Source organism: Sphaerisporangium sp. NPDC051011, from assembly GCF_040653595.1.
Taxonomy (GTDB): domain Bacteria; phylum Actinomycetota; class Actinomycetes; order Streptosporangiales; family Streptosporangiaceae; genus Sphaerisporangium.
In genome coordinates, this window is the sequence record NZ_JBFAGG010000007.1 from 160,784 (window position 1) to 182,924 (window position 22,141).

The window sequence follows — 22,141 nt, forward strand, 5'->3', positions numbered from 1 at the left end:
GGGCGGCGCCCCGAACTCAGTCGCCGTGGCCGCCCATCAGGCGGTCGCAGTAGTACCGGCGGAAGTCGGTGAACTTCGCGCACGGGTCTCCCATCGGAGAGGGAGGCCGGTCCTGCGCGCGCGGAGGCGTCCGCGTGGTCGTCCCCCAGGGGTTCCGGGGCGGCTCGTGCCCGTTCCGCGGCGGGGAGGCCGTACGGCGGGGGGACGGCGCCGGCGTCGCCGAGTGCCTGGGCTCGTGGACCCGCCTGTCACGCGGCGCGGGCACCTGTTCGCCCGGTGGTGCGGGCACTCGCTGGCGCGGCGGTGCGGGCACCCGCCCGTACGGCGGCTCCAGGGTGCGGGGCGCCTGCCCGTGTGGCGGCCTCGGGGTGCGGGGCACCTGGGGTAACGCGCGGTTCCTGAGCGCTCCGGCCCGGGGCGCGTTCCGGTACGGCCCGCGGGCCTCGCCCTGCGCCGCGGAGGCCTTCCCCTTCTTCCCGGCGGCCCCGCCGTCCTCGCCGTCCTGCCCGGGGGTGCGCTGGACGGGGACGAGCGCCGTCCAGCCTCGCTCCGGCGGCTCGCCCCTTGTTTCATATCCGGAAATTTCCGGACCCTGGTATTCGAACAGCGACCCTGCTCCCGCGACGGACTCGGCGCCCGAGCGGGTGATCGGCGCGGTGGCCGCGCCCGGCGGACGCGGCGCCGGAAACTCCGGCGGGTAGGGCGCACCCGTCCCCGCTGGAACGGTTCCGCAGCTCATCGTCAGCCCCGCGAGGGCGAAGATCGCGGTCACTCCCGTGAAGGCGCCCGGTGTTCGACATGAGATCGGTCCAAGAGATGACAAGTCGTGATTCTTCCGTGATTGAGGTGCGCTAGCTGGTCCTATGTGGCTAGTGTGAACGACCACCCGCGGAAGCCGGAGCGCTTTCTCCCCGATAGGCCGCAGGAGTCACCACATGGATCGGCACGACCGTACGTCGCCCGGCCGTTACGACGAGTCCAGCCCTGTACTACCGACCGAATACCTCTCCACCGACGATTCCCCCGGTCCCCGTCAGGGTCGGCGCACCATAGCGATCAGTGCCGCCGTGGCCGTGGTCGCCGCCGCCGTCGCCGCGGGTGGGGTGGTCGCGCTCACGGGCGGCTCCTCGGCCGCCGAGCCGGTCTCCCAGAAGTCCTCGCTGCAGACCTACGGGCAGGACGGGACCGCCGTCGCCGGCGACGCGACCGCCGCGGGCTCGAACGACGCGGGCCAGAACGACGCGTCTCAGGAGGACACCTCCGCAGGCTCCGCGTCCGGGGGATCGTCCGGCTCGGAGGGGTCGGGCAGCGGTCAGGGCGGAGCCCTCGACATCAACCGGTCCGGGGACGGCTCGCGCGCCGAGCACGCCGACCCGGTGGCCAAGACGGCCCCGCCCTCGGGCGGCCAGAGCGCGAAGACCAGGAAGAACTCCGGCACGGATGACGCGCAGGCGCCCCAGGGTGGCCAGGGCACGCGCCCCGGCCCGGACGGACCCGTCGGATATGTCGCCCCCTATCCGGAGCGGCCGGGCGCCTACGCCGGTGCCGGCGACGACTTCTTCCGCGACCTCGACCGGAGCGCCACGCCGACGGCCAAGCCCTCCGTGAAGCCGTCCGCCACGCCCACGAGCCGCCAGCGCCTCCGGCCGACGCCGAAGCCGACCCAGAAGCCGACCCAGACGCCGACCGCGTCGCCCACCAAGAGCCCGACCAAGAGCCCGACCAAGTCGGCGCCCAGCCCGACCTCGATCGCCAAGGGCCCCTCGAACGTCGTGGCCGCCGAGGACGAGGTCGCGCGCCTGACCAACGCCGCGCGTAAGGACAACGGCTGCGGCCCCCTGCGCATCGACGAGAAGCTGCGCCGGGCGGCCCGCGGTCACTCCGACGACATGGCGGCCAAGGGCTACTTCGACCACAACTCGAAGGACGGGCGCACGCCCTGGGACCGCATCGAGGCGGCCGGTTACACCTCGTCGATGTACGCCGAGAACATCGCCAAGGGCCAGCAGACGCCCGCGGCAGTCGTCAAGGCCTGGCTGAACAGCCCCGGCCACCGCGCCAACATCATGAACTGCAAGCTGAAGGCCATCGGCGTCGGCGTGCACTTCGGCAGCGGCGGCCCGTGGTGGACCCAGGACTTCGGCGGCACCTGATCGGCACCTTGAGGTGGCGGCGCGGGCTAGCCTGATCGCGTGCTTGTCGCCGCTGCCGTATGCCCGCACCCGCCCCTGATCGTCCCCGAGGTCGCGGGCGAGGCCGCGCCCGAGCTGGACGGTCTGCGCGAGGCGTGCGTCTCCGCCGTCCGCTCGCTCGCCGCCACCCGTCCGGACGCGCTGATCACGGTCGGTGGCGCCGGCGCCGGCGCCACCCGGTCCTACGGGCCGGACGCGGCGGGAAGCCTCGCCCCCTGGGGCGCGGATGTGCGGGTGGGGGACGGGACGCCGGTGCTGCCGCTGTCCCTCACGCTCGGGCGGTGGCTGCTCGACCGTGCGGGTGCCGGGCTCCCCGCGTCCCACGAGGCCGTGGCCTCCGACGCCCCGCCCGAGGCGTGCGCGCGCCTCGGCGAGACGCTGGCGGGGCGCGGCGAGCGCGTCGCGCTGCTGGTCATGGGGGACGGCTCGGCGAGGCTCACCGTGAAGTCCCCCGGATACCTCCACCCGGACGCGGCGGCCTACGACGAGGCCCTCGCGCGGGCCCTCGCCGGCGTGGACGTCCGGGCACTGGCCGCGCTCGACCCCGGCGAGGCGGCCGAGCTGTGGGTGGCGGGCCGCGCCGCGTTCCAGGTCCTCGCCGGGGCGGCGGGCGGCGACGCCGTGCCGGGCCTGGCCGGGGAGCTGCTCTACGACGAGGCGCCCTATGGCGTCGGCTATCTCGTCGCACGCTGGCTTCCGCGGTGATCCTCGAAGATCGGGACTCCGGGACGCCCGGCCACCGTTACGGTGAGAAAGACGGGCAGGCCCGCCCGTGCAGGCACACACGCGGATGGAAATGATCGGATGGTAGACGTCGCCTTCGCCGCCGTGCCGACCCGCGTCGGCACCGTCATGGCCGCCGTGACCCGGGCGGGCGTCGTGTCGGCCGCGTTCCGGGACGGCGCGCGGGCGCGCGGCTGGGTGCTGGAGAACCTGGACGCCACGCCGGTCGACGACCCGGCCCGCACCGTGCTGGTCCGGGAGGAGCTGGCCGCCTACTTCGCGGGCGAGCTGAAGGAGTTCACCGTCCCGATCGACCGGCGGCTGATGTCCCCGCTGCAACGCCGCGTGCTCGGCACCTTGTACGCGAACGTCCCGTACGGCAAGGTCATCACCTACGGCGACCTCGGGGCGGTCAGCCGTGCCGGGGTGGACGCGCGGGCGATCGGGCAGGTCATGGGCACCAACCCCATCCCGATCATCGTCCCGTGCCACCGCGTCGTCGCGGGCAACGGCATCGGCGGGTTCAGCGGCACCGGCATCGAGACCAAGCGCTGGCTGCTCACCCTGGAGGGCCACCTCCCGCCCACCCTCGACTGGGAGCTGTAGTGGAACGCCCGCCCGTCGTCGCCGTCGTCGGGCCCACGGCGGCCGGAAAGTCGGATCTCGCGGTCGATCTCGCGCTGCGCCTCGGCGGCGAGGCGATCAACGCCGACTCCATGCAGCTCTACCGGGGCATGGACATCGGGACGGCCAAGCTCACGCCCGCCGAGCGCCGCGGCGTCCCCCACCACCTGCTCGACGTCTGGGACATGGGCGAGACGGCGAGCGTCGCCGAGTACCAGCGCATGGTCCGCCCGCTGATCGACCGCCTGCGCGCGGCCGGAAGGGCGCCGATCCTGGTCGGCGGCTCGGGGTTGTACGTCCGGGCCGCCCTGGACGACCTCGACTTCCCCGGCACCGATCCCGCGATCAGGGCCCGGCTGGAGGTCGAGCTGGACGAGGCCGGTCCCGAGGTCCTGCACCAGCGCCTGAAGGAGCTCGACCCGGTGGCCGCCGAGGCGGTGCTCTCCAGCAACGGCCGCCGCATCGTGCGGGCCCTGGAGGTCATCGAGCTGTCCGGACGGCCGTTCTCGGCGACGATGCCGTCCTACGACGCCGTCTACGACAGCGTGCAGATCGGCCTGCTCGTGCCGAGGCCGGTCCTGGACGAGCGCATCGCGCTGCGCGTCGACCGCATGTGGGAGGCGGGGTTCGTCGAGGAGGTGCGGGCGCTCGCCGCGCACGGGCTCGCCGGCGGGCGCACCGCGAGCAGGGCGCTCGGGTACGCGCAGGTCCTGCGGCACCTCGCCGGGGAGTGGACGGAGGACCAGGCCAAGCAGGAGACGGTCCGGGCCACGCGCCGGTTCGCCCGCCGCCAGGAGTCGTGGTTCCGGCGCGACCCCCGCGTCAGATGGCTGCCGTTCGACGCCCCTGACCTGCTCGAACGGGCGGCGGTGCTGATCGCGGCGTAGACTTCGGAGACATGCGCTTCGTAAAGGGCCACGGCACCGAGAACGACTTCGTCATCCTTCCCGACCCCGACGCGAGCCTGGAGCTCTCCGCGTCGCTGGTGTCCTGGCTGTGCGACCGGCGCGCCGGCATCGGCGCGGACGGCGTCCTGCGCGTGGTGCCCGCCAAGCTGAGCGCCGAGGCCGGCGAGATCCTCGACCGCGAGTCCGAGCGGGCGCCGCGCTCCGGGGACGCCCAGTGGTTCATGGACTACCGCAACGCCGACGGCAGCGTCGCCGAGATGTGCGGCAACGGCCTGCGGGTCTTCGCCCGCTACCTCGTCGACGCGGGGCTCGCCGAGCCGGGCGAGTTCGACGTCGTGACCCGCGCCGGGGTGCGCCACGTCAGCCTGGGCTCCGCCGGCGACGTCACCGTGGACATGGGAACGCCCGTGGTCGGGGGCGAGAGCTGGGCCACCGTGGGCGGCACCGAGTACACCGGCCTGGTCGTGGACATGGGAAACCCCCACCTGGCCTGCGTGACCGGCGACCCGGTCGGGCAGCTGGACCTGACCGCGCAGCCCGGTTTCGACCCCGCCGTGTTCCCGGCCGGGGTCAACGTCGAGCTGCTCAACTTGGTGGGCGAGCGGCGGGTGGTGATGCGCGTCCACGAGCGCGGCTCGGGCGAGACGCGCTCGTGCGGCACGGGGTCGGTGGCGGCGGCGGTGGCCGCGGCGCGGCTCGCGGGTGAGACGCGGGGGCGTTGGGTCGTGGAGGTGCCCGGCGGGATGCTCACCGTCACGCTCGACGGGACCACCAGTCTGCTGACCGGTCCGGCGGTCCTCGTCGCCTCCGGCGAGGTCACCGCGCACCACGCGTAGCGGCCGGCACTGGTCGCCGCCCATGTCACTGCGCACCACGCGTAGCGGCCTCTTCCGTCATTCCGGTTGATCCAGCCCTTACCGGCCGTCGTCGGCCGTCCATCCCCACCGCACACGCCCGCATGTTTGGGGCAGGCTCGGTGAACTGGCAGACTGGCCTGCCATGGACGTGGACATCTGGGCCTGGGTCGCTGACACCCAACGGCAACTGCACGAAGCAGGCAACACCGGGCTCGCCATCGCCCTGGGCGACCTCCCCGCTCAGGCCTTCGAGGGCCGGTACCCCCAGCTCGACGTAATGGCTCCGGCGGTGGCCCAGCAGGCCGAGACGCTGGAACTGCCCTGGCTGGAGCTGTTCGCCCGGCACTGGCACCTGGTCGGTCGCATCGGCGACCGCGCCCAGGGCGCCGTCGCGCTCGGCGACGCGGAGGCGCTGGTCGAGTTCGCCGCGCGCGAGGACGTGAAGGAGTGCCCCTCCGTCCCCGCCGCCGCCGAGGTCCTGGCCGTCACGCAGGCCAACACCGACGGCCCCGGGTACGCCGCCGAGCGCCTCGCCGCGCTCGGCGCCGTCCTTGAGGGGGTGCGTCCCGGGACGCCCGCGTTCTGCGGCCTCGTCACGCAGTACGTCTCGGCGCTGCTCGACGGCGGGGAGGCCGCGCAGGCGGTCACCTACTACGAGTCCGCCGTCGCCGGGCACCGGGGAGCTGGGGGCCAGGCGAGCTGGGAGCTCGCCGCCATGGGCGTGCGCGCCCTGCTCGCCGCGAGCAGGGCGCAGGAGGCGCTCACCGAGCTCGACTCCGCCACGGAGTTCCCCGCCGAGGACCCTGTCGCCAAGGACCACCGCGAGGGCGTCCTGCGCGCGCTCGTGCTCGCCACCGTGGGCCGCTCGAAGGAGGCGCTGGACGCCCTCCCCGACCTCGACGTCGTCGGCGACCACCCGCGCGACTGGGTCGAGTGGGCGCGCGCCGTCCGCCTGCTCGACCAGGTGATCAGCAACACCTGGCAGCTCGGCCGGGTCATGCGCCAGTGGATGACCTACTTCGAGACCATGGGCGTCCACCGCGGGCGCGTCGAGCTGGCGCTGATCTCCGGCGACCTCGCCGTCAAGCGGCAGGGCGCCTGGCAGGCCCGCGCCCTCGCCGACCTCGCCGAGTCGTGGATCGGCTCGCTGCGCACCGCCGAGGGGCTCGCCGAGCGCGTGGCCGAGCTGCGCGCCGCCGCCGACGCGGTCACGCCGCTGCCCCCGCCCGGCCCGCAGGACGAGCTGGTCGCCTACTTCGACGCCGCCGACGGCCACAACGCCGACCCCGAGCGCTGGGTGGGCTGGCTGTGGCCGCTGTCGGGCACCGACCTGCCGGCGACGCGCCGCCACACCACCACGCTCAGCTTCCTCGGGTACGCGCCGGTCGGCGCCGACATCCTGTGGAAGACGATCGTCGAGGACGGCGACCCTGCCACCGCCGAGGAGGAGGACATCGCCTACCTCACCGGCGTGCTGGTCGAGGCGGGCCAGGACGAGCGGCTGGAGCGCGTCGCCGCCCTGCTGCCCCCCGCCGGCTCCCACCTCGCGCTGGCCCGGCTGCACCGCGCCCGCGAGCGGTGGGCCGAGACGGCCGAGGAGGCGGAGAAGTCCCTCCAGGCGGGCGCCGAGGGCGCGATCGCGCTGGAGGCCCGCCGCATGCTCGCGGGCGCGGCCCAGCAGCTCGGCGACAACGTCAAGGGCGCGGCCGTGCTGCGCGAGCTGGTCGAGTCGGACGCCGGCGAGGAGGAAGACGTCTGGCGCATGATCGTCATGGCGACCGCCGCCGAGGACTGGCCGCTGGTCCGCGTGGGCGCCGCCAAGCTCGGCATGCAGCTGGCCACCGCCGAGGGGCCGATCGAGGAGGAATGGCACCTCGTCCGGGTCGTCCTGCCGGTCTCCGACGGCAGCCGCCGCGAGGTGCTGGCCCTGCGCACCGGGCCGGCCACCGCCCGTCTGCTCATCCCGCAGCCCCGTGGCATGGACTACAACGCGGGTGACGTCGTCGTCATCGACCCCCGGCCGCTGGAGCCGGTCCCCGAGGACGCCGAGGCGCAGGAGGGCTTCGTCATCCCGTTCGCGGCCGTGTCGATGCTGCGGCCGGGCGGGTACACGAGCTGGTTCTTCGACGGCGCCGCGCCGACCGAGGAGGACTGGACCGAGTTCAACGAGGTCATGGCCGAGCGCGGCTGGCCGATGTGGGTCTACAGCGACGAGAACTACACCGTCGCCCACCCGTCCACCGGCGAGCGGCTGGCGGGCGTGTACGGCTGGATCGCCGTGCCGCCGCAGGTCGGCCCGTCCGAGCTGGACGCCGTGCTGGACGACGCGACCGAGCGCTGGAGCCACCCGATGGCCTGGCTGGACCTGGCGCGCGCGGTGGGCGTCGAGGTCGAGCGGCACGAGCGCATCGTCAAGGAGTACGGCCTGTAGGGGCCTTACGCGGTGAGTGTGACGCGGGCGGCGCCCGGCTGGAAACGGCCGGGCGCCGTCCGCGTATGTCCTGACATGTCTGGAAAACATGGATTTGCCGGTTAAGGCGGGGTTTCCGGTGGTCGTAGCCGGGCGGGGGCATTGATAGGACTTGCCGTAATCGGGGTTTTCGCGGGTAGTTGCTATACCTAGGTATTACGTTTCCTTTACCTGGGGGTGGCAGTGGGCCTGCGTAGATCTCGCGCGATCGTGGCCGGCGTCGCCGCGTCCGTCCTGCTCGTCGGGTGCGGCCCGATCGACGCGGGCGGTCTCGGTGACGGCGGGGGCGGAGCGGCCGGCGGAGGCTCGGGAGGGTCCGGAGGCGGGGACGGCGGCTCGTCCGCGGGCATCAACCCGCTGGACAACCCCAATGGCACCGAGCCCGGCCTGGGCGCGATCACCTCGTCCAAGGACCGCTCGGCCGCCGTCAAGCTGATCGAGAAGGTGCCGACCAAGGGACGCGGGCCCAAGACCGGCTACGACCGCGACGAGTTCGGGTACGCCTGGGCCGACACCGCCGAGGGGATCCCCTTCGCGCGCAACGGCTGCGACACGCGCAACGACGTGCTGGCCCGCGACGGCGAGGACCTGAAGTACCGCTCGGGCTCCGACTGCGTCCTGATCTCGATGACCCTCGAAGACCCATACACCGGCAAGGTCATCAAGTGGTCCAAGAGCGCCGCGGCCGAGGTGCAGATCGACCACGTCATGCCGCTCTCCTACGACTGGCAGATGGGCGCGTCCCAGTGGAGCAAGGCCAAGCGGGTGCAGATCGCCAACGACCCGCTCAACCTCATGCCGGTGGACGGCCCCACCAACTCCGCCAAGGGGGACTCTGGCCCGGCGACCTGGCTCCCGCCGTCCAAGACGATCCGCTGCTCGTACGCCGTGCGTTTCGCCCAGGTGGCGTTGAAGTACGGGCTGTCGATCACCGGCCCCGACAAGGACGCCATGCTCGCCCAGTGCCGCTGAGAGGTGTTCGGGGCGCTGTGCCTATGGCCGCGCCTCCGGCACGGCGGTTCGGGGCGCCCTTTTAGGCGATGTTCTTCCGTCCTCGCGGGCAAGGGATTGTTCCTCACCCTTGCCCGCGAGGACTCCGGAACACCGCCGCGCCCCGAACATGCCTATGGCCGCGCCTCCGGCACGGCGGTTCGGGGCGCCCCTTTGGGCGGCGTTCTTCCGCCCTCGGGCGCAAGTGATTGTTCCTCACCCTTGCGCCCGAGGACTCCGGAACACCGCCGTGCCTCGAACAGTCCTATGGCCGCGCCTTAGCCATGGCGGGTTCGGGACTTGTCGCCGTGCTTTGTGCTGACCTTGATGATCTTTCCGGTCTTGGCGGAGACGTAGACGCGGTACTCGGTACCGTTCTTCTTCAACACCACCTTCCAGACCCGCTGCCCGTGCTCCGACTCATGCTCGACCTTGGTGACCCGGGCGCCCGGGACCCGCTTGGTGGCGATCACGACCGCCTGGCGGGAGCTGATCGCGGTGGTCGCCGTGGTCGGCGTCGGGGTGGCGGTGATCGCGGCCGTCGTGCCGGACGGGACCGCGGGGCGCGGCGCGGCCTCGGCGGCGGTGGCCCCGGCCCCGAGGACGGCCAGCGCTCCGGCGCCCGCGATGAGCAGCTTGACGGTCCTGCCTCGTGTGGTGCTCGTTGTGTTCGTCATGGCCCAAGGCTCGCCGGGGCCGGGCTAAACGCGCGCTGCGGCGACGTTAACGGCGCCCTAAGATCCAGGACGCGGAGAACCGGCTAGGACAGGGAGGATCGGCGTCCGAGGACCAGAACGACCATGGCGCCGCAGTCCGGGCCGTCGCCCGCCGTCATCGACCCGCCCGACGCCTCCGCCGTCCGCCGGGCGATGTCCAGGCCCAGCCCGGTCGATCCCGCGCCGCTGCGTCCCCGCCCGAGGAGTCCGGCCCCGAAGCCCGGCCCGGTGTCGGCGACCTCCAGCCGCACGCCGTCCTGGCCGGGGCTGAGACGCACGGTGAAGCCCGCGCCCTCGGGGGTGTGGGCGAAGACGTTGTCGAGCAGCGCGTCCACGCAGGCGGACAGCTCGGCGGCGCTCACCGCCACGGTCAGGGACCCCGGCGGGAGGTCCAGCGTCACGGGCCGGTTCTGGTCCTCCGCCAGGACCGACCAGAACGCCACCCGGTCGCCCACGACGGCCACCGCGTCGCAGGCGGCCTGCTCGTGCGAGTGGCGCCGCACGTCGAGGATCACCGAGCTCACGGCGCGCTCCAGCGCGTCCACGCGGGCGCCGAGGCGCGCGGCCTCCTCCGGGTCCGCCAGCGACTCGGCCTCCAGCCTCAGGCCGGTCAGGGGCGTGCGGAGCCGGTGGGAGATGTCGGCGGCGGTCTCGCGTTCCTCGGCCAGCAGGTCGCTGATGCGCCCGGCCAGGTGGTCGAGCGCCAGCCCGACATCCCGCACCTCGGGCGGGCCGCCGGGCGTGGTGCGCGCGGCCAGGTCGCCGGCGGCGAGGCGGTGGGAGACGCGGGCGAGGCCGGTCATGGGCCGGGTCAGCGCGAGCGCCAGCCGGTCGGCGACCAGGATGCCGAGGCCGATGAGCGCGAGCCCGAGGACGAGCATGCCCAGCCAGACCTCCGGGACGCCCTGGCGCAGGTCCGCCTCGGTGAGGTAGGCGCGCACGACGGCCGTCCCGCCGGGAAGGCCCTCCACGGAGACCAGCACCTCCAGCCCCGAGGGGGTCTCGGCCACCAGGCTGCGCCCCCGCGCCGCGAGTTCCACGGCGGCGGACCTCGGGGCGGGGGAGCCGACGAGAGTCCCGTCCGGGAGGAAGACGGTGACGGCGTGGCCGCTGGAGGCCGAGGTGCGCTTGACGGCCAGCGTGAGGGCGGCCCGGTCGGCCGGCCCCACCGACGCCGCCACCGACTGTGCCTCTGCAGTCGCCCGGTTCACCGCGCCGCTCTGCGCCAGCGCGCGCACCAGCAGGCCCATGGGGACGAGCAGCGCGACGAGCACCAGCGAGGTGGTGGCGGCCACGAGCAGCGCCAGCCAGCGCCTCATGACGGATCGACCAGCTTGACCCCGACCCCGCGGATGGTGTGCAGGTATCGAGGGGTCTGGGCGGTCTCGCCCAGCTTGCGGCGAAGCCAGGACAGGTGGACGTCCACGGTCTTGTCCGCGCCCCCGTACCGCGCCTGCCACACCTCCGTGAGCAGTTCGCGCTTGGTGACGACCTGGCCGGGGCGGGCGGCGAGGTAGTGCAGCAGGTCGAACTCGCGGGGCGTGAGGTCCAGGACCGTCCCGTCGAGGACCGCTTCCCGGCCGCGCGGGTCCAGCCGCAGCCCGCCCACGGTGATCGAGGGGTCGGCCGGGCTCTCGGCGGCGCGGCGCAGCACAGCCCGGACGCGGGCGTCGAGCTGGGCGGCGCTGTAGGGCTTGACCACGTAGTCGTCGGCCCCGGCGTCGAGCAGGCGGACCATCTCGGCGTCGCCGTCCCGCGCGGTCGCCACGATCACGGGTACGCGGCTGACGGCCCGCAGCATCCGCAGCATCTCGGTGCCGTCCAGGTCGGGCAGGCCGAGGTCCAGCACTATGAGGTCCGGGCGCTCGGCCATGGCCTGGCGCAGGCCCTCCAGCGCGGTCGGGGCGGAGGAGACGGCGTGTCCTCGATCACGCAGTCCCCGGATGAGCGCGGTGCGGATCGCCGCGTCATCCTCGACGATCAGGACGTTGGCCATGGGCGGTTACGCTAACCGGTCGGGGCGTGCGGTATGAAGTCCGTTATCTTCCCTTTAACCCCAGCTTAGGGGACGGCCAGGGAGGATTCAGCGCATGAATCGGCGTCGGCTTCTCGTGGTGGCCGGGTGGCTGGTCGTCGCGCTCATCGCCACCGGTGCCGGCGTGGTCGTCACCGCGTTCCTCGGGGAGGCGGTGACCGGCTCCTCGGGCCGCGTGCTGACCGTGGCCGACGTGCGCCGGGAGCTCGCCGCCGCTCCCTCCGCGAGCGGGGTGGGCGGCGGCTCCGCGGACGGTGCGCCCTCACCTGCGGGCCCGTCGCGCACGCCCGGCGACACGGAGTCTCCCGAGGACGAACCCTCTCCTCGCGACACGCCGCCGGCGCGCACGGCCTCGCCCCGGCCGTCCGGGCACAGCGACGGTGTGGGAGAGGTGATCTCGGCGCGGGGAGGCGTCGTCGTGGCGCGGTGCGAGGGCGGCCTGGTGACCCTGCTCACCTGGACTCCCGCCCCCGGGTACCAGGTGAAGGAAGCCGAGCCGGGGCCGCGCGACAAGGTGCGCGTCCGGTTCGAGTCGGAGCGCGCGCGGACCGAGATCGAGATCTACTGCATCGGCGACCGGCCCATCCCCGCCGCCGAAGTCAAAGAGGACTGACCCTGTTCGGGGCGCGGCGGTGTTCTGGAGGAGGAGGGAGGAAGGGTGAGGTACGAGCCCTTCCGAGTGACGACGGAAGAACACCGCCTAAAAGGCGCCCCGGACCCGCCGTGCCGGAGGCGCGGCAATAGGCACTGTTCGGGTCAGCGGGGCGGGGTCAGCTCGGCGCCGAACTCGTCGGCGATCCGGCGAAGGCCCTCGGCCAGACGGTCGCGGTCGAGGGCCTCCATGCGCTCGACCGGCCCCGAGACGGACATGCCGGCGATCACCCGCCCGCCGTCCCTGACCGGCACCGCCAGGCAGTGCACGCCCAGTTCCTCCTCGCCCAGGTCGACGGCGTATCCGCGCTCGCGCACCGCGTCCAGCTCGGCCATCATCTCCTCGACCGTGGTGACCGTGTGCTCCGTGCGGCGGGGCAGGCCCGTGCGGGCGAGGACGGCCGCCGCGTCCGGGCGGTCGGCCAGCATCACCTTCCCGACCGCCGTGCTGTGCGGCAGCACCCGGCGGCCGACCTCGGCGAACATGCGCAGGCGCCGGGGGGACGCCGCCTGGGCGACGTAGACCACGAAGTCGCCCTCCATGACGGCGAGGTTCGCGGTCTCGCCGGACAGGGCCACCATCTTCTCCAGGTACGGCTGCGCCCACACGGCGACCATGCGCTCGGCCGCCCCTCCGAGGCGCACCAGGGCGCTGCCCAGGGCGTAGCGGCGGTCGGACTCCTGGCGGACGTACCCGCGGCTCAGCAGCGCCTGGAGCAGCCGGTGGATCGTCCCGTACGGCAGGCCGGTGCGCGCCGCGATCTCCGACAGCCCCGCCTCCCCACCCCGATCGGCCAGCGCCTCCAGCACGTCCAGAGCCCGGTCGACTGACTGAACGGTGCTCATGACGCTTCCTCCGGTCGCGCGGGGCATGGGCTCATGGCGCTCCCAATGCGGCAGGGGGCAGGCCGCGGAGGGATGCGTCGAGAACCTCGGCGGTGTGGGCCACGCGGAGCTCCTCGCCCCGCCTGCGGGCGGCCGAGGCGATCTGCATCGTACAGCCGGGGTTGGCCGAGACGAGCAGGTCGGCGCCGACGCCGAGCACCTGCTCCGCCTTCCGGTCGCCCAGCTCGCGCGCCGCCTCGGGCTGGAAAAGGTTGTACGTCCCCGCGGACCCGCAGCAGATCGCCGCGTCCGGGATCTCCCTGACCCGCAGCTCCGGCACGCCCGCGAGCAGCGCGCGCGGCTGGGCGCGCACCCCCTGGGCGTGCGCGAGATGGCAGGCGTCGTGGTAGGCGACCGTCATCGGCAGGGGATGCCGCTCGGCCGCAGGACCCAGCTCGGCCAGGAACTCGGCGAGGTCCACGAACCGCAGCGCGCGCGCCCGCTCCGCCCAGCCGGGGTCGTCGGCGAGCAGGTCGGCGTACTCCTTGGTGCTCGACCCGCACCCCGCCGCGTTGACGATCACGGTGTCCACGCCCGCGCGTTCGAACGTCGCGATGGTGCGCCGGGCGAACCGCGCGGCCTCCTCCGGGCGCCCGGAGTGCACCGACAGCGCCCCGCAGCAGCCCTGGCCGGGAGGGACGACCACGTTGCAGCCCTCTAGGGCCAGCACCCGCGCGGTCGCCGCGTTGACCCGGGGGAAGAACTCGGCCTGCACGCAGCCGGTCAGCATGCCGACGACGGCCCGCCGCTCGCCCCGCGCGGCGACGAGCGGGGGAATCCGGGTGCGGCGGGGGATCGGCGGCGCGAGGGCGGCCATGGCGGCCAGGCGCGGGTCCAGGCGTTCGAGCAGCGGGGCAAGGCGCGGCCGGAGCCGTTCGGTGAGCTTCAGCGGCAGGCGGAGCGCGCGCAGCCGCCGGGGGTGGGGGAACAGGCCGAAGACGAGGGCGCGGAAGGCGCGCTCGTCCCAGCCGCGGCGGTGGGTCCGCTCGACCTCGGCCCGGGTCTGCTCGATCAGCGTGTCGTACCGGACGCCGGACGGGCACGCGGTGACGCAGGCCATGCAGCCCAGGCACGCGTCGAAGTGTCCCGCCATCTCCGGTGTCAGCGGGGTGCCCTCGACGTGCTGTTTCATCAGGTGGATCCGCCCGCGCGGGGAGTCCATCTCCTCGCCCCACAGCGCGTACGTCGGGCAGGTGGGCAGGCAGAACCCGCAGTGCACGCAGTCCTTGATCAGCTCGGGGTCCACGGACGTTCGCTCCTCACGTGCCCGAGCCCGCCGGCAGGGCGCCGGCGAGCCGTCCGGGTGACATGCGCCCCTCGGGGTCGAAACGCTCCTTCACGCGCCGCATCAGCGCGGCGGCTCCCACGGGACCGAAGCGGTCGAGCCGGGCGGCCGCCTCCGGGGGCGCGGTCCACACCACCAGTCTGCCGCCGTCCCGGGCCACCTCGGTACGCAGGGACGTGACGAAGATCTCCGCCGCGCCGGGAGGGGTGTCCACGGGCGGGGCCAGGTACAGGACGCAGGAGGCGGCCGACCCGCGGACGTGGACGGGAAGGCCGCCCGCGTCGTCGCCCGCCCGTGCGACGGCGGCGAGCGCCCGTCCGGCGGAGGCGGGCGGGACGCGCAGTTCCAGCAGGAACCCTCCGCTTCGCGCGACGCGCTCTTCCAGGGCGCGGTCCCCGGGGAAGGACTCCATGGGCCGCTCAGCCAGGGACTGGTCGCCGAGGGAGGCGGCCTCCTCCTGGAGATCCGCGGGCTCCTCGCCGGGAAGCCGTCCCCACCAGGCCGGAGGGCCGGAGGAGATCGCCGAGCCCTCTCCGAGCAGCCCGGCGGCGGCCTTGGCCCGTTCGGCGGCGGCGACGCCCTCGAACAGCGCGGCCACGGTCACCGGGCCCCGCGCGACGGGCCGGTCCAGCTCCAGCGCGCTCGGTTCGAGCCGCGAGCCCGCGAGCGAGGCCACGGCCGTGAGGACGCGCGGGTCCGGGGAGGCGGCCGTCACCCACGCGCGGGACGCGGGCAGCGGGTGGAGCCGGAACGTGGCCTCGGTGATCACCCCGAGCGTGCCGAGAGAGCCGGTGAACAGCTTGCCGAGGTCGTACCCGGCGACGTTCTTGACCACCTTGCCGCCCGACCGGGCGATCGTGCCGTCGGCGAGCACGACGGTGATGCCGATCAGCAGGTCGCGCGCCGTGCCGTGGCGCAGGCGGCGCGGCCCCGCGGTCGCCGTGGCCAGCACGCCGCCGACGGTGGCCTCGCCCGCCGGGACGTCCAAGGCGAGCTGCTGCCCGGCCTCGCCTAGCGCCGCGGCGAGCGCGGAGATCGTGATGCCCGCCTGGACGCGGACGACCAGGTCGCCGGCCTCGTGCTCCAGGACGCGGTTCAGCCTTCGGGTGTCCAGGAGCAGGTCGCAGCGCGCGGGGGCGTACCCCCAGGACAACTTGGTGCCGCCGCCCGCGGGGACCACGGCGAGCCCGTGCTCGGCCGCCGCCCGCATGACCAGGGCGGCCTCGCCGGTGGTCTCGGGCAGGGTGACCCAGCGGGGCGTCACCCCGGCGACCGCGTCCCCGGGACCGGCCGCGCGGGCGTCCACGCCGGTGGCGGCCAGGGTCTCACCGGGCGTCATGATCCGCACCTTGCAGCGCAGGGCAGAGGCGTCGGGGACGCTGCGACGCGGGATCGGGCGGGGGGAGGTGGGAGGGCATCAGAACAGGTCCGCCTCTCCGGACGCCACCAGGGGGTGGACGCCCTTGCGCACCCCGGGCGCCTCGCCGCACAGCCGGGGCGTGGGGAAGATCTTGCCCGGATTGGACAGGTTGCGGGGGTCGAAGGCGCAGCGGACGAGCTGCATGGTGTCCAGGTCCTCCTCCGTGAACATCTTCGGCATATAGCGCGACTTGTCGACGCCCACCCCGTGCTCGCCGGTGATCGACCCGCCGTACTCCAGGCACAGGTCGAGGATCTCGCTGGAGACCCGCTCGGCCCGCTCGCCCGCGCCCTCCTCCGCGTCGTCGAACAGCACCAGCGGGTGCAGGTTGCCGTCCCCGGCGTGGAAGACGTTGGCCACGCGGATGCCGTACCGCGCGGACAGCCGCTCGATGCCCGCCAGCACGGCCGGCAGCGCCGTCCTCGGCACCACGCCGTCCTGCACGAGGTAGGCGGGGCTGATGCGCCCGACGGCCGCGAACGCCGACTTGCGGCCCTTCCAGATCGCCGCGCGCCGCGCCGGGTCGTCGGCGACGCGCACCGTGAAGGCCCCGCTCTCGCGGCAGATGGCGTCCACCCGGGCGAATTCGTGCGCGACCTCGGCGTGCGGCCCGTCCAGCTCGACGATCAGCACGGCCCCCGCCCCGGGCGGGTAGTCGCAGCGCACCGCGGCCTCGGCGGCCTCGATGGCCAGCGCGTCCATCATCTCGATCGCCGAGGGGACGATGCCCGCGCCGATGATCGCCGACACCGCCACCCCGCCGGTCTCGACGTCCGGGAAGGCGGCGAGCAGCGTCGTCACCGTCTCGGGCTCGCGCGACAGCCGTACCGTGATCTTCGTCGCGATGCCGAGCGTGCCCTCCGAGCCGATGAACGCGCCGAGCAGGTCGTACCCGGGGTCCATGGCGTCCAGCAGGACGATCTCGCCCTCGGGGGTCACCAGTTCGACGGCGAGCACGTGGTTGACCGTGAACCCGTACTTCAGGCAGTGCGCGCCGCCGGAGTTCTCGGCGACGTTGCCCCCGATCGAGCAGATCTGCTGGCTGGAGGGGTCGGGCGCGTAGTAGTACCCGTACGGGCGGGCCGCCTCGGTGATCGCCAGGTTGGTCACCCCGGGTTCGACCACGGCCCGCCGGTTCTCGATGTCGATCTCCAGGATGCGGCGCATGCGCGAGGTGACGATCAGCACGCCGTCGCTGCGCGGCAGGGCTCCGCCGGACAGGCCGGTGCCCGAGCCGCGCGCGACGAACGGAGTGCCGGTCTCGTGGCACACCCGGACCACCGCCGCGACCTGCTCGGCCGTCTCCGGCAGCACGACGACGGCCGGGGTGGCCCGGTGGTAGGTCAGCCCGTCGCACTCGTACGTGCGCAGGCGCACCGGGTCGGTGATCACGCCCCGCGGGCCGAGGATCGCCAGGAGGCGGCCGGACAGGCCGGACAGATCGGCCCGGGCGGGGGTCATGGCATGCGGGCGTAGGCGGGAAGGGTGAGGAACTCGGCGAAGTCGTCGTCCAGCGCGACCTCCTTGAACAGCGCGGCGGCCTGCCCGTACAGGGTCTCGTCGAAGCCCGGCTCCTCGCGGATCTTCCCGAGCTCCTCGGCGATGACGCGCTCGACCATCTCGCGGGTCACGACCTCGCCGGAGCCGGCGAGCGCGATGCCGTTGTGGATCCACTGCCAGATCTGCGACCGGGAGATCTCGGCCGTGGCCGCGTCCTCCATCAGGTTGTGGATGCCGACCGCGCCGCTGCCCCCCATCCACGCCGCCAGGTAGCGCAGCGCGACGTCCACGTTGTTGTGCAGGCCCGCCTCGGTGATGTCGCCGGGCGTCTTGGACACCGCGAGCAGGTCGCCCGCCGACACCGAGACGTCCTCGCGGAGCCGGGTGAGCTGGTTGGGCTCCTCGCCGAGGACGGAGTCGAACACCTCCCGGCAGATCGGGACCAGGTCGGGGTGGGCGACCCACGAGCCGTCGAAGCCGTCGCCGGACTCGCGGGTCTTGTCCGCCCGCACCTTCTCCAAGGCGACCTTGTTGACCTCGGGGTCGCGGCGGGAGGGGATGAAGGCCGCCATGCCGCCGATCGCGTGCGCGCCGCGCTTGTGGCAGGTGCGCACCAGCAGCTCGGTGTAGGCGCGCATGAAGGGGGCGGTCATCGTCACCGCGTTGCGCTCGGGCAGCAGGAACTCCCGGCCCCGGGTGCGGAACTTCTTGATCACGCTGAACAGGTAGTCCCAGCGGCCGGCGTTGAGGCCCGCCGAGTGGGCGCGCAGCTCGTAGAGGATCTCCTCCATCTCGAACGCGGCCGGGTAGGTCTCGATGAGCACGGTCGCCCGGATCGTGCCGTGGGGGATGCCGAGCAGTTCCTGGGCGCGGGTGAACACGTCGTTCCAGAGGCGCGCCTCCAGGTGGGACTCCATCTTGGGCAGGTAGAAGTACGGCCCGCGTCTCTTGTCGATCTGCCGCCGCGCGCAGTGGAAGAAGTAGAGGCCGAAGTCGAAGATCGAGGCCGAGAACGGCTCGCCGTCCACGAGCACGTGCTTCTCGGTGAGGTGCCAGCCGCGGGGGCGCACGACGACGGTGGCGAGCTCGTCGTCGGGCCGCAGCGCGTACCGCTTGCCGCCGGACTCGAAGTCGATCGTGCGGTCGAGCGCGTCGCGCAGGTTGAGCTGGCCGTTCACGACGTTCTCCCACAGCGGGGAGTTGGCGTCCTCGAAGTCGGCGAGCCAGACCTTGGCGCCGGAGTTGAGCGCGTTGATGGTCATCTTCCGGTCGACCGGGCCGGTGATCTCGACGCGGCGGTCGACCAGGCCGGGGGCGGGGGGCGCGACGCGCCAGGTGTCGTCCTCGCGGACGGCCTTGGTCTCCGGGAGGAAGTCCAGCGTGCCGCCGGCGGACAGCTCGGCCTGGCGGGCCTGCCGGGCGTCCAGCAGCTCGCGCCGCCTGCCGTCGAACTCGCGCTGCAGGGTGGCCACGAACGTGAGGGCCTCGGGGGTGAGGATCTCGTCGAAGCGGTCCAGCCGGGGGCCTGTGATCTCAACGCCGTCCATGGCCGTCCTCTCATATTTCCATGATGCGGAAAAATAATTCTGGATTATGGAATCGACGCTACTCGAACGCGGACTCAGGGGTCAACGCCGGGTGCCCCTGAGGGATCGCTAAGGGCTCTCTCGGGGCCTTCCCCGATGGGCGGGGGCCACGCGGGCGGCCACCCTATGAACCATGACGAAGAGGTTCGTGATGGCCGCCGGGACCGTGCTCGGCGTGGGACTACTGCTCACCGGATGCGGCCTGCGGAACATCGCCGGCCCGAGCGAGCAGGCCGTCCAGACGTACGACGTGACCGGCGACGTCGGCGCCCTGCGCGTGGACAGCGAGTCGGGCGCCATCGTGGTGACCGGGTCCGAGCGGTCTGGAGTGCGCGTGACCGAGACTTTGCACTGGAAGCGCACCAAGCCGGCCACCTCGCACCCGCTCCGCGACGGCACCCTCACGCTCGACCACGAATGCCACGGCGACTGGGGATGCGACATCGACTACAAGATCGAGATCCCGAGCGGCGTCGACGTCCGGCTGGAGACCGGCTCGGGCGACATCACCCTGCGCTCGGTGACCGGGAAACTGGAGGCCAAGACCGGCTCGGGCATCATCGACGGACGTGGCCTCGGCGCCGCCCGTGCCGTGGCCGAGACGGGTTCGGGGAACGTGGACCTGCGCTTCGCCACCGTGCCGGAGAACGTCGAGGTGGACACCGGCTCGGGCGACGGCGTCGTCCACGTGCCGCAGGAGAGCTACCACGTGACCCTGGACACCGGCTCCGGCTCCCACACACTGGAGGTCGCCAACGACGCGGCGTCCCCGCGCCGGATCGTCGTGCGGACCGGGTCGGGCGACGCCAAGGTGCTCAAGGCCTGACAAGGACCTGGGGGCCGTTCGGGGGTGCCCCAGAAAGCCCTGGTTTGTGGTAGATCGCTGTCGATAACCAGGTGAATCCCCGTGGTCATCGTGGCACGATCGGAGGGGAAGACAACAACGGGGTCCCCGTGTTGAACTGTGCGTAACGGTGAGCCCCACGAGCGCCGAGGAGCGCGACCATAACCACAGAGAAGACGTATATGTACAACGAGTCCTACGAAGACCTCGCCGTCGGCGACTACGAGCTCGAAGAGAGGCAGGCGCTCCGGCGGGTCGCCGGACTGTCGACCGAGCTCCAGGACGTCACCGAAGTCGAATACCGCCAGCTCCGCCTGGAGCGGGTGGTCCTGGTCGGGGTGTGGACCGGAGGTACCGTCGTCGACGCGGAGAACTCCCTGCAGGAGCTGAAGCTCCTCGCCGAGACGGCCGGGTCCCAGGTTCTGGAGGGCCTCATTCAGAGGCGTCAGCGCCCCGACTCCGCCACCTACATCGGATCCGGCAAGGCCGTGGAACTGCGCGACATCGTGGCCTCCAGCGGCGCCGACACCGTGATCTGCGACGGCGAGCTCACTCCTGGCCAGCTACGGCAGCTCGAAGAGGTCGTCAAGGTCAAGGTCATCGACCGCACGGCACTGATCCTCGACATCTTCGCTCAGCATGCCAAGAGCCGCGAGGGCAAGGCGCAGGTCGAACTGGCCCAGCTCAGCTACCTGCTCCCACGCCTGCGCGGCTGGGGTGGCAACCTGTCCCGCCAGGTCGGCGGACGCGCCGCGGGCGGCGTGGGCATCGGCGGCCGCGGCCCCGGTGAGACGAAGATCGAGCTGGACCGGCGCCGCATCCGCGAGCGCATGGCCAAGCTGCGCCGGCAGATCGGCGGCATGTCGACGGCCCGCGATACCATGCGGGCGCGCAGGACGCGGCGCGAGGTGCCCTCGGTGGCCATCGCCGGGTACACCAACGCGGGCAAGTCGTCCCTGCTCAACCGGCTCACGGGCGCGGGGGTCCTGGTCGAGGACGCGCTGTTCGCCACCCTGGACCCGACCGTCCGCCAGTCCCGCACGCCCGACGGCAGGCTGTTCACGATCGCCGACACCGTCGGGTTCGTCCGGCACCTGCCGCACCAGCTCGTCGAGGCGTTCAGGTCCACGCTGGAGGAGGTCGGCGACGCCGATCTGATCCTCCACGTCGTGGACGGCTCGCACCCCGATCCGGAGTCGCAGCTCGCCGCCGTCCGCGAGGTCCTGTCCGACCTCGACGGCGTCGGCGACATCCCCGAGATCGTGGTGGTCAACAAGGCCGACGCCGCCGACCCGGTGGTCCTGGCCAGGCTGGCCACCCGCGAGCGGCACAGCGTGGTCGTGTCCGCCCGCACCGGGGCCGGCATCGACGAGCTGCTCGCCGTGATCGAGCGGGAGCTGCCGCGCCTCGACCGCGAGGTCCACATGCTCGTGCCGTACGACCGCGGGGACCTGGTCTCCCGGGCGCACAAGGAGGGCGAGGTGCTGTCGATCGACCACACCGCCGACGGCACGATCCTGAGGGCCCGCGTCCCGGCCGGGCTGTTCCACGAGCTGGACCGCACGGCCAAGCCCGTCGAGACCGTTCTCTGAGCTCTCTGAACCGGTTTCGGGAAGCCCTCCAAGCCGGTTTCAGGGCGTCCGCTGAGCCGGTTTCGAGGCCCGCCCGCCGGAGGGCGACGACCGCCACGTCGTCCTCCCGGGCCCCGAAGCGGTCGATCAGGCGGTCGCGGAACACCTGCGCGGCTGCGGGACGGTTCGGCGAGCAGGCCGCGAGCTCGGAGCCGGCCTCGGACCGTTCGAGCCACTACAGGAAGGCACGGTAGATCTCGAGGACCTCCCTGCGGGTGCCGGCTGTGTTCACGCGGCCGAGGAGCGGCTCGTTGGAGATCTCGACCCCGCGGCCGAGGACGCGGTCCTCGTTCTCGCGTAGCAGCCGCTCGTCGTGTCGCCTGCTGGTATTCTCCTGGACGGTCAGGACGGCTCCCGGGTCCACCCACGTGACGAGCGAAGACGGTGTTCTCTGGAGAGGCTACACTCGGTTTGCACCCAAGATCATTTCTTCTTTCGGACACATGGGACATTTGGTCTAAATCCGGATGATCAGGGCAAGGCGTGCCGGAGCGCCCATGTTTCAGGGAAAACCTCGCATCGGCGCAGGAAAACCGCTGTGGCCCGCGAGGCTTGAATATTGCTACGATATGGAAACCCTGACGAGACATTCTGGCGTTGGTTTCGCATGATGACGCGTGTGACTGCTGGTGCAGCGGAGGCTAGGTCGACACCAGGCGTGACCCTTGAGCAGATATCGACGCGCGGGGCTGTGAAGGTCGCCGACCTGACGCAGGCGATGACGAACCGGTGTTCTTCTCAATAAGCCTGTACAGCGAGCCGACCTGTGAAATAACGTAACTGAACTGAAATCGCCCGGCCATGATCCGGACGGTACCGTCATC

20 protein-coding genes are annotated in these 22,141 nt (G+C 72.8%); 10 read left to right on the forward strand and 10 right to left on the reverse strand.

Annotated features, from left to right (window positions below; genetic code table 11):
• Positions 1–16: 16 nt before the first annotated feature.
• Entirely contained in the window at positions 17–772 is a 756-nt protein-coding gene (locus AB0H21_RS18095) for a hypothetical protein (protein WP_358517546.1), read from the reverse strand.
• A 163-nt stretch (positions 773–935) separates the two neighbouring features.
• Between AB0H21_RS18095 and AB0H21_RS18100 the strand changes: the two genes are divergently transcribed.
• From AB0H21_RS18100 to AB0H21_RS18130, 7 genes are all read left to right on the forward strand, one after another.
• A complete protein-coding gene (locus tag AB0H21_RS18100; RefSeq protein ID WP_358517547.1) occupies positions 936–2,153 on the forward strand; it encodes a CAP domain-containing protein in 1,218 nt (405 codons plus the stop codon).
• 39 nt (positions 2,154–2,192) lie between these two features.
• Positions 2,193–2,897 (forward strand): class III extradiol dioxygenase subunit B-like domain-containing protein, encoded by a 705-nt coding sequence (locus tag AB0H21_RS18105; protein ID WP_358517549.1) that lies wholly within the window; start codon positions 2,193–2,195, stop codon positions 2,895–2,897.
• 99 nt (positions 2,898–2,996) lie between these two features.
• Entirely contained in the window at positions 2,997–3,521 is a 525-nt protein-coding gene (locus tag AB0H21_RS18110) for a methylated-DNA--[protein]-cysteine S-methyltransferase (RefSeq protein ID WP_358517551.1), read from the forward strand.
• Complete coding sequence (gene miaA / locus AB0H21_RS18115; RefSeq protein WP_358517553.1) at positions 3,521–4,426, forward strand: tRNA (adenosine(37)-N6)-dimethylallyltransferase MiaA; 906 nt, start codon at positions 3,521–3,523, stop codon at positions 4,424–4,426. The genes AB0H21_RS18110 and miaA overlap by 1 nt, the downstream gene beginning before the upstream one ends.
• An 11-nt stretch (positions 4,427–4,437) precedes the next feature.
• The gene (gene dapF, locus AB0H21_RS18120; protein WP_358517555.1) at positions 4,438–5,283 is read left to right on the forward strand and encodes a diaminopimelate epimerase; all 846 of its coding nucleotides are present in this window, start codon (positions 4,438–4,440) and stop codon (positions 5,281–5,283) included.
• Positions 5,284–5,446: 163 nt separating this feature from the next.
• Positions 5,447–7,735, forward strand: coding sequence for a tetratricopeptide repeat protein (locus AB0H21_RS18125; protein ID WP_358517557.1), 2,289 nt, complete (start codon positions 5,447–5,449; stop codon positions 7,733–7,735).
• A gap of 249 nt (positions 7,736–7,984) precedes the next feature.
• On the forward strand, positions 7,985–8,746 hold the full coding sequence (locus AB0H21_RS18130) for an HNH endonuclease family protein (RefSeq protein WP_358517559.1): 762 nt from the start codon (positions 7,985–7,987) through the stop codon (positions 8,744–8,746).
• Positions 8,747–9,042: 296 nt separating this feature from the next.
• On the opposite strand, the gene AB0H21_RS18135 is transcribed toward AB0H21_RS18130, so the two are convergent.
• The 3 genes from AB0H21_RS18135 to AB0H21_RS18145 all read right to left on the reverse strand — a co-directional run bounded on the left by AB0H21_RS18135 (position 9,043) and on the right by AB0H21_RS18145 (position 11,476).
• Entirely contained in the window at positions 9,043–9,441 is a 399-nt protein-coding gene (locus tag AB0H21_RS18135) for a PepSY domain-containing protein (protein WP_358517560.1), read from the reverse strand.
• Positions 9,442–9,524: 83 nt separating this feature from the next.
• A complete protein-coding gene (locus tag AB0H21_RS18140) occupies positions 9,525–10,799 on the reverse strand; it encodes a HAMP domain-containing sensor histidine kinase (RefSeq protein ID WP_358517562.1) in 1,275 nt (424 codons plus the stop codon).
• Positions 10,796–11,476 (reverse strand): response regulator transcription factor, encoded by a 681-nt coding sequence (locus AB0H21_RS18145; RefSeq protein WP_358517564.1) that lies wholly within the window; start codon positions 11,474–11,476, stop codon positions 10,796–10,798. The genes AB0H21_RS18140 and AB0H21_RS18145 overlap by 4 nt, the downstream gene beginning before the upstream one ends.
• Before the next feature lie 94 nt (positions 11,477–11,570).
• Between AB0H21_RS18145 and AB0H21_RS18150 the strand changes: the two genes are divergently transcribed.
• Positions 11,571–12,128, forward strand: coding sequence for a hypothetical protein (locus tag AB0H21_RS18150; protein ID WP_358517566.1), 558 nt, complete (start codon positions 11,571–11,573; stop codon positions 12,126–12,128).
• 143 nt (positions 12,129–12,271) lie between these two features.
• On the opposite strand, the gene AB0H21_RS18155 is transcribed toward AB0H21_RS18150, so the two are convergent.
• The 5 genes from AB0H21_RS18155 to aceB form a co-directional block, all read right to left on the reverse strand.
• Positions 12,272–13,012 (reverse strand): IclR family transcriptional regulator, encoded by a 741-nt coding sequence (locus tag AB0H21_RS18155; RefSeq protein WP_358517568.1) that lies wholly within the window; start codon positions 13,010–13,012, stop codon positions 12,272–12,274.
• Positions 13,013–13,043: 31 nt separating this feature from the next.
• Positions 13,044–14,297, reverse strand: coding sequence for a heterodisulfide reductase-related iron-sulfur binding cluster (locus AB0H21_RS18160; protein WP_358517569.1), 1,254 nt, complete (start codon positions 14,295–14,297; stop codon positions 13,044–13,046).
• Positions 14,298–14,310: 13 nt separating this feature from the next.
• Complete coding sequence (locus AB0H21_RS18165; protein ID WP_358517570.1) at positions 14,311–15,675, reverse strand: FAD-binding oxidoreductase; 1,365 nt, start codon at positions 15,673–15,675, stop codon at positions 14,311–14,313.
• Between the two features lie 78 nt (positions 15,676–15,753).
• Positions 15,754–17,217 carry an FAD-linked oxidase C-terminal domain-containing protein gene (locus AB0H21_RS18170; protein WP_358517572.1) on the reverse strand — a complete coding sequence of 488 codons (1,464 nt, stop codon included), beginning with the start codon at positions 17,215–17,217 and terminating at the stop codon, positions 15,754–15,756.
• Positions 17,214–18,803 (reverse strand): malate synthase A, encoded by a 1,590-nt coding sequence (gene aceB, locus AB0H21_RS18175; protein ID WP_358517573.1) that lies wholly within the window; start codon positions 18,801–18,803, stop codon positions 17,214–17,216. The genes AB0H21_RS18170 and aceB overlap by 4 nt, the downstream gene beginning before the upstream one ends.
• A gap of 172 nt (positions 18,804–18,975) precedes the next feature.
• On the opposite strand from aceB, the gene AB0H21_RS18180 reads away from it, so the two are divergent.
• Complete coding sequence (locus AB0H21_RS18180) at positions 18,976–19,668, forward strand: DUF4097 family beta strand repeat-containing protein (RefSeq protein WP_358517575.1); 693 nt, start codon at positions 18,976–18,978, stop codon at positions 19,666–19,668.
• A 200-nt stretch (positions 19,669–19,868) separates the two neighbouring features.
• Positions 19,869–21,278 (forward strand): GTPase HflX, encoded by a 1,410-nt coding sequence (gene hflX / locus AB0H21_RS18185; RefSeq protein WP_358517576.1) that lies wholly within the window; start codon positions 19,869–19,871, stop codon positions 21,276–21,278.
• Positions 21,279–21,492: 214 nt separating this feature from the next.
• On the opposite strand, the gene AB0H21_RS18190 is transcribed toward hflX, so the two are convergent.
• Positions 21,493–21,681: a hypothetical protein gene (locus AB0H21_RS18190; RefSeq protein ID WP_358517578.1), complete on the reverse strand. Its 189-nt coding sequence runs from the start codon at positions 21,679–21,681 to the stop codon at positions 21,493–21,495.
• Positions 21,682–22,141 lie beyond the last annotated feature (460 nt).

Coding starts and splice junctions, on each gene's coding strand:
- hflX (WP_358517576.1), top strand. CDS start 19,869: ATGTACAACGAGTCCTACGAAGACCTCGCCGTCGGCGACTACGAGCTC.
- AB0H21_RS18100 (WP_358517547.1), top strand. CDS start 936: ATGGATCGGCACGACCGTACGTCGCCCGGCCGTTACGACGAGTCCAGC.
- AB0H21_RS18135 (WP_358517560.1), bottom strand. CDS start 9,441: ATGACGAACACAACGAGCACCACACGAGGCAGGACCGTCAAGCTGCTC.
- AB0H21_RS18180 (WP_358517575.1), top strand. CDS start 18,976: ATGACGAAGAGGTTCGTGATGGCCGCCGGGACCGTGCTCGGCGTGGGA.
- AB0H21_RS18140 (WP_358517562.1), bottom strand. CDS start 10,799: ATGAGGCGCTGGCTGGCGCTGCTCGTGGCCGCCACCACCTCGCTGGTG.
- AB0H21_RS18150 (WP_358517566.1), top strand. CDS start 11,571: ATGAATCGGCGTCGGCTTCTCGTGGTGGCCGGGTGGCTGGTCGTCGCG.
- AB0H21_RS18170 (WP_358517572.1), bottom strand. CDS start 17,217: ATGACCCCCGCCCGGGCCGATCTGTCCGGCCTGTCCGGCCGCCTCCTG.
- AB0H21_RS18110 (WP_358517551.1), top strand. CDS start 2,997: ATGGTAGACGTCGCCTTCGCCGCCGTGCCGACCCGCGTCGGCACCGTC.
- AB0H21_RS18145 (WP_358517564.1), bottom strand. CDS start 11,476: ATGGCCAACGTCCTGATCGTCGAGGATGACGCGGCGATCCGCACCGCG.
- aceB (WP_358517573.1), bottom strand. CDS start 18,803: ATGGACGGCGTTGAGATCACAGGCCCCCGGCTGGACCGCTTCGACGAG.
- AB0H21_RS18125 (WP_358517557.1), top strand. CDS start 5,447: ATGGACGTGGACATCTGGGCCTGGGTCGCTGACACCCAACGGCAACTG.
- AB0H21_RS18155 (WP_358517568.1), bottom strand. CDS start 13,012: ATGAGCACCGTTCAGTCAGTCGACCGGGCTCTGGACGTGCTGGAGGCG.
- dapF (WP_358517555.1), top strand. CDS start 4,438: ATGCGCTTCGTAAAGGGCCACGGCACCGAGAACGACTTCGTCATCCTT.
- AB0H21_RS18165 (WP_358517570.1), bottom strand. CDS start 15,675: ATGACGCCCGGTGAGACCCTGGCCGCCACCGGCGTGGACGCCCGCGCG.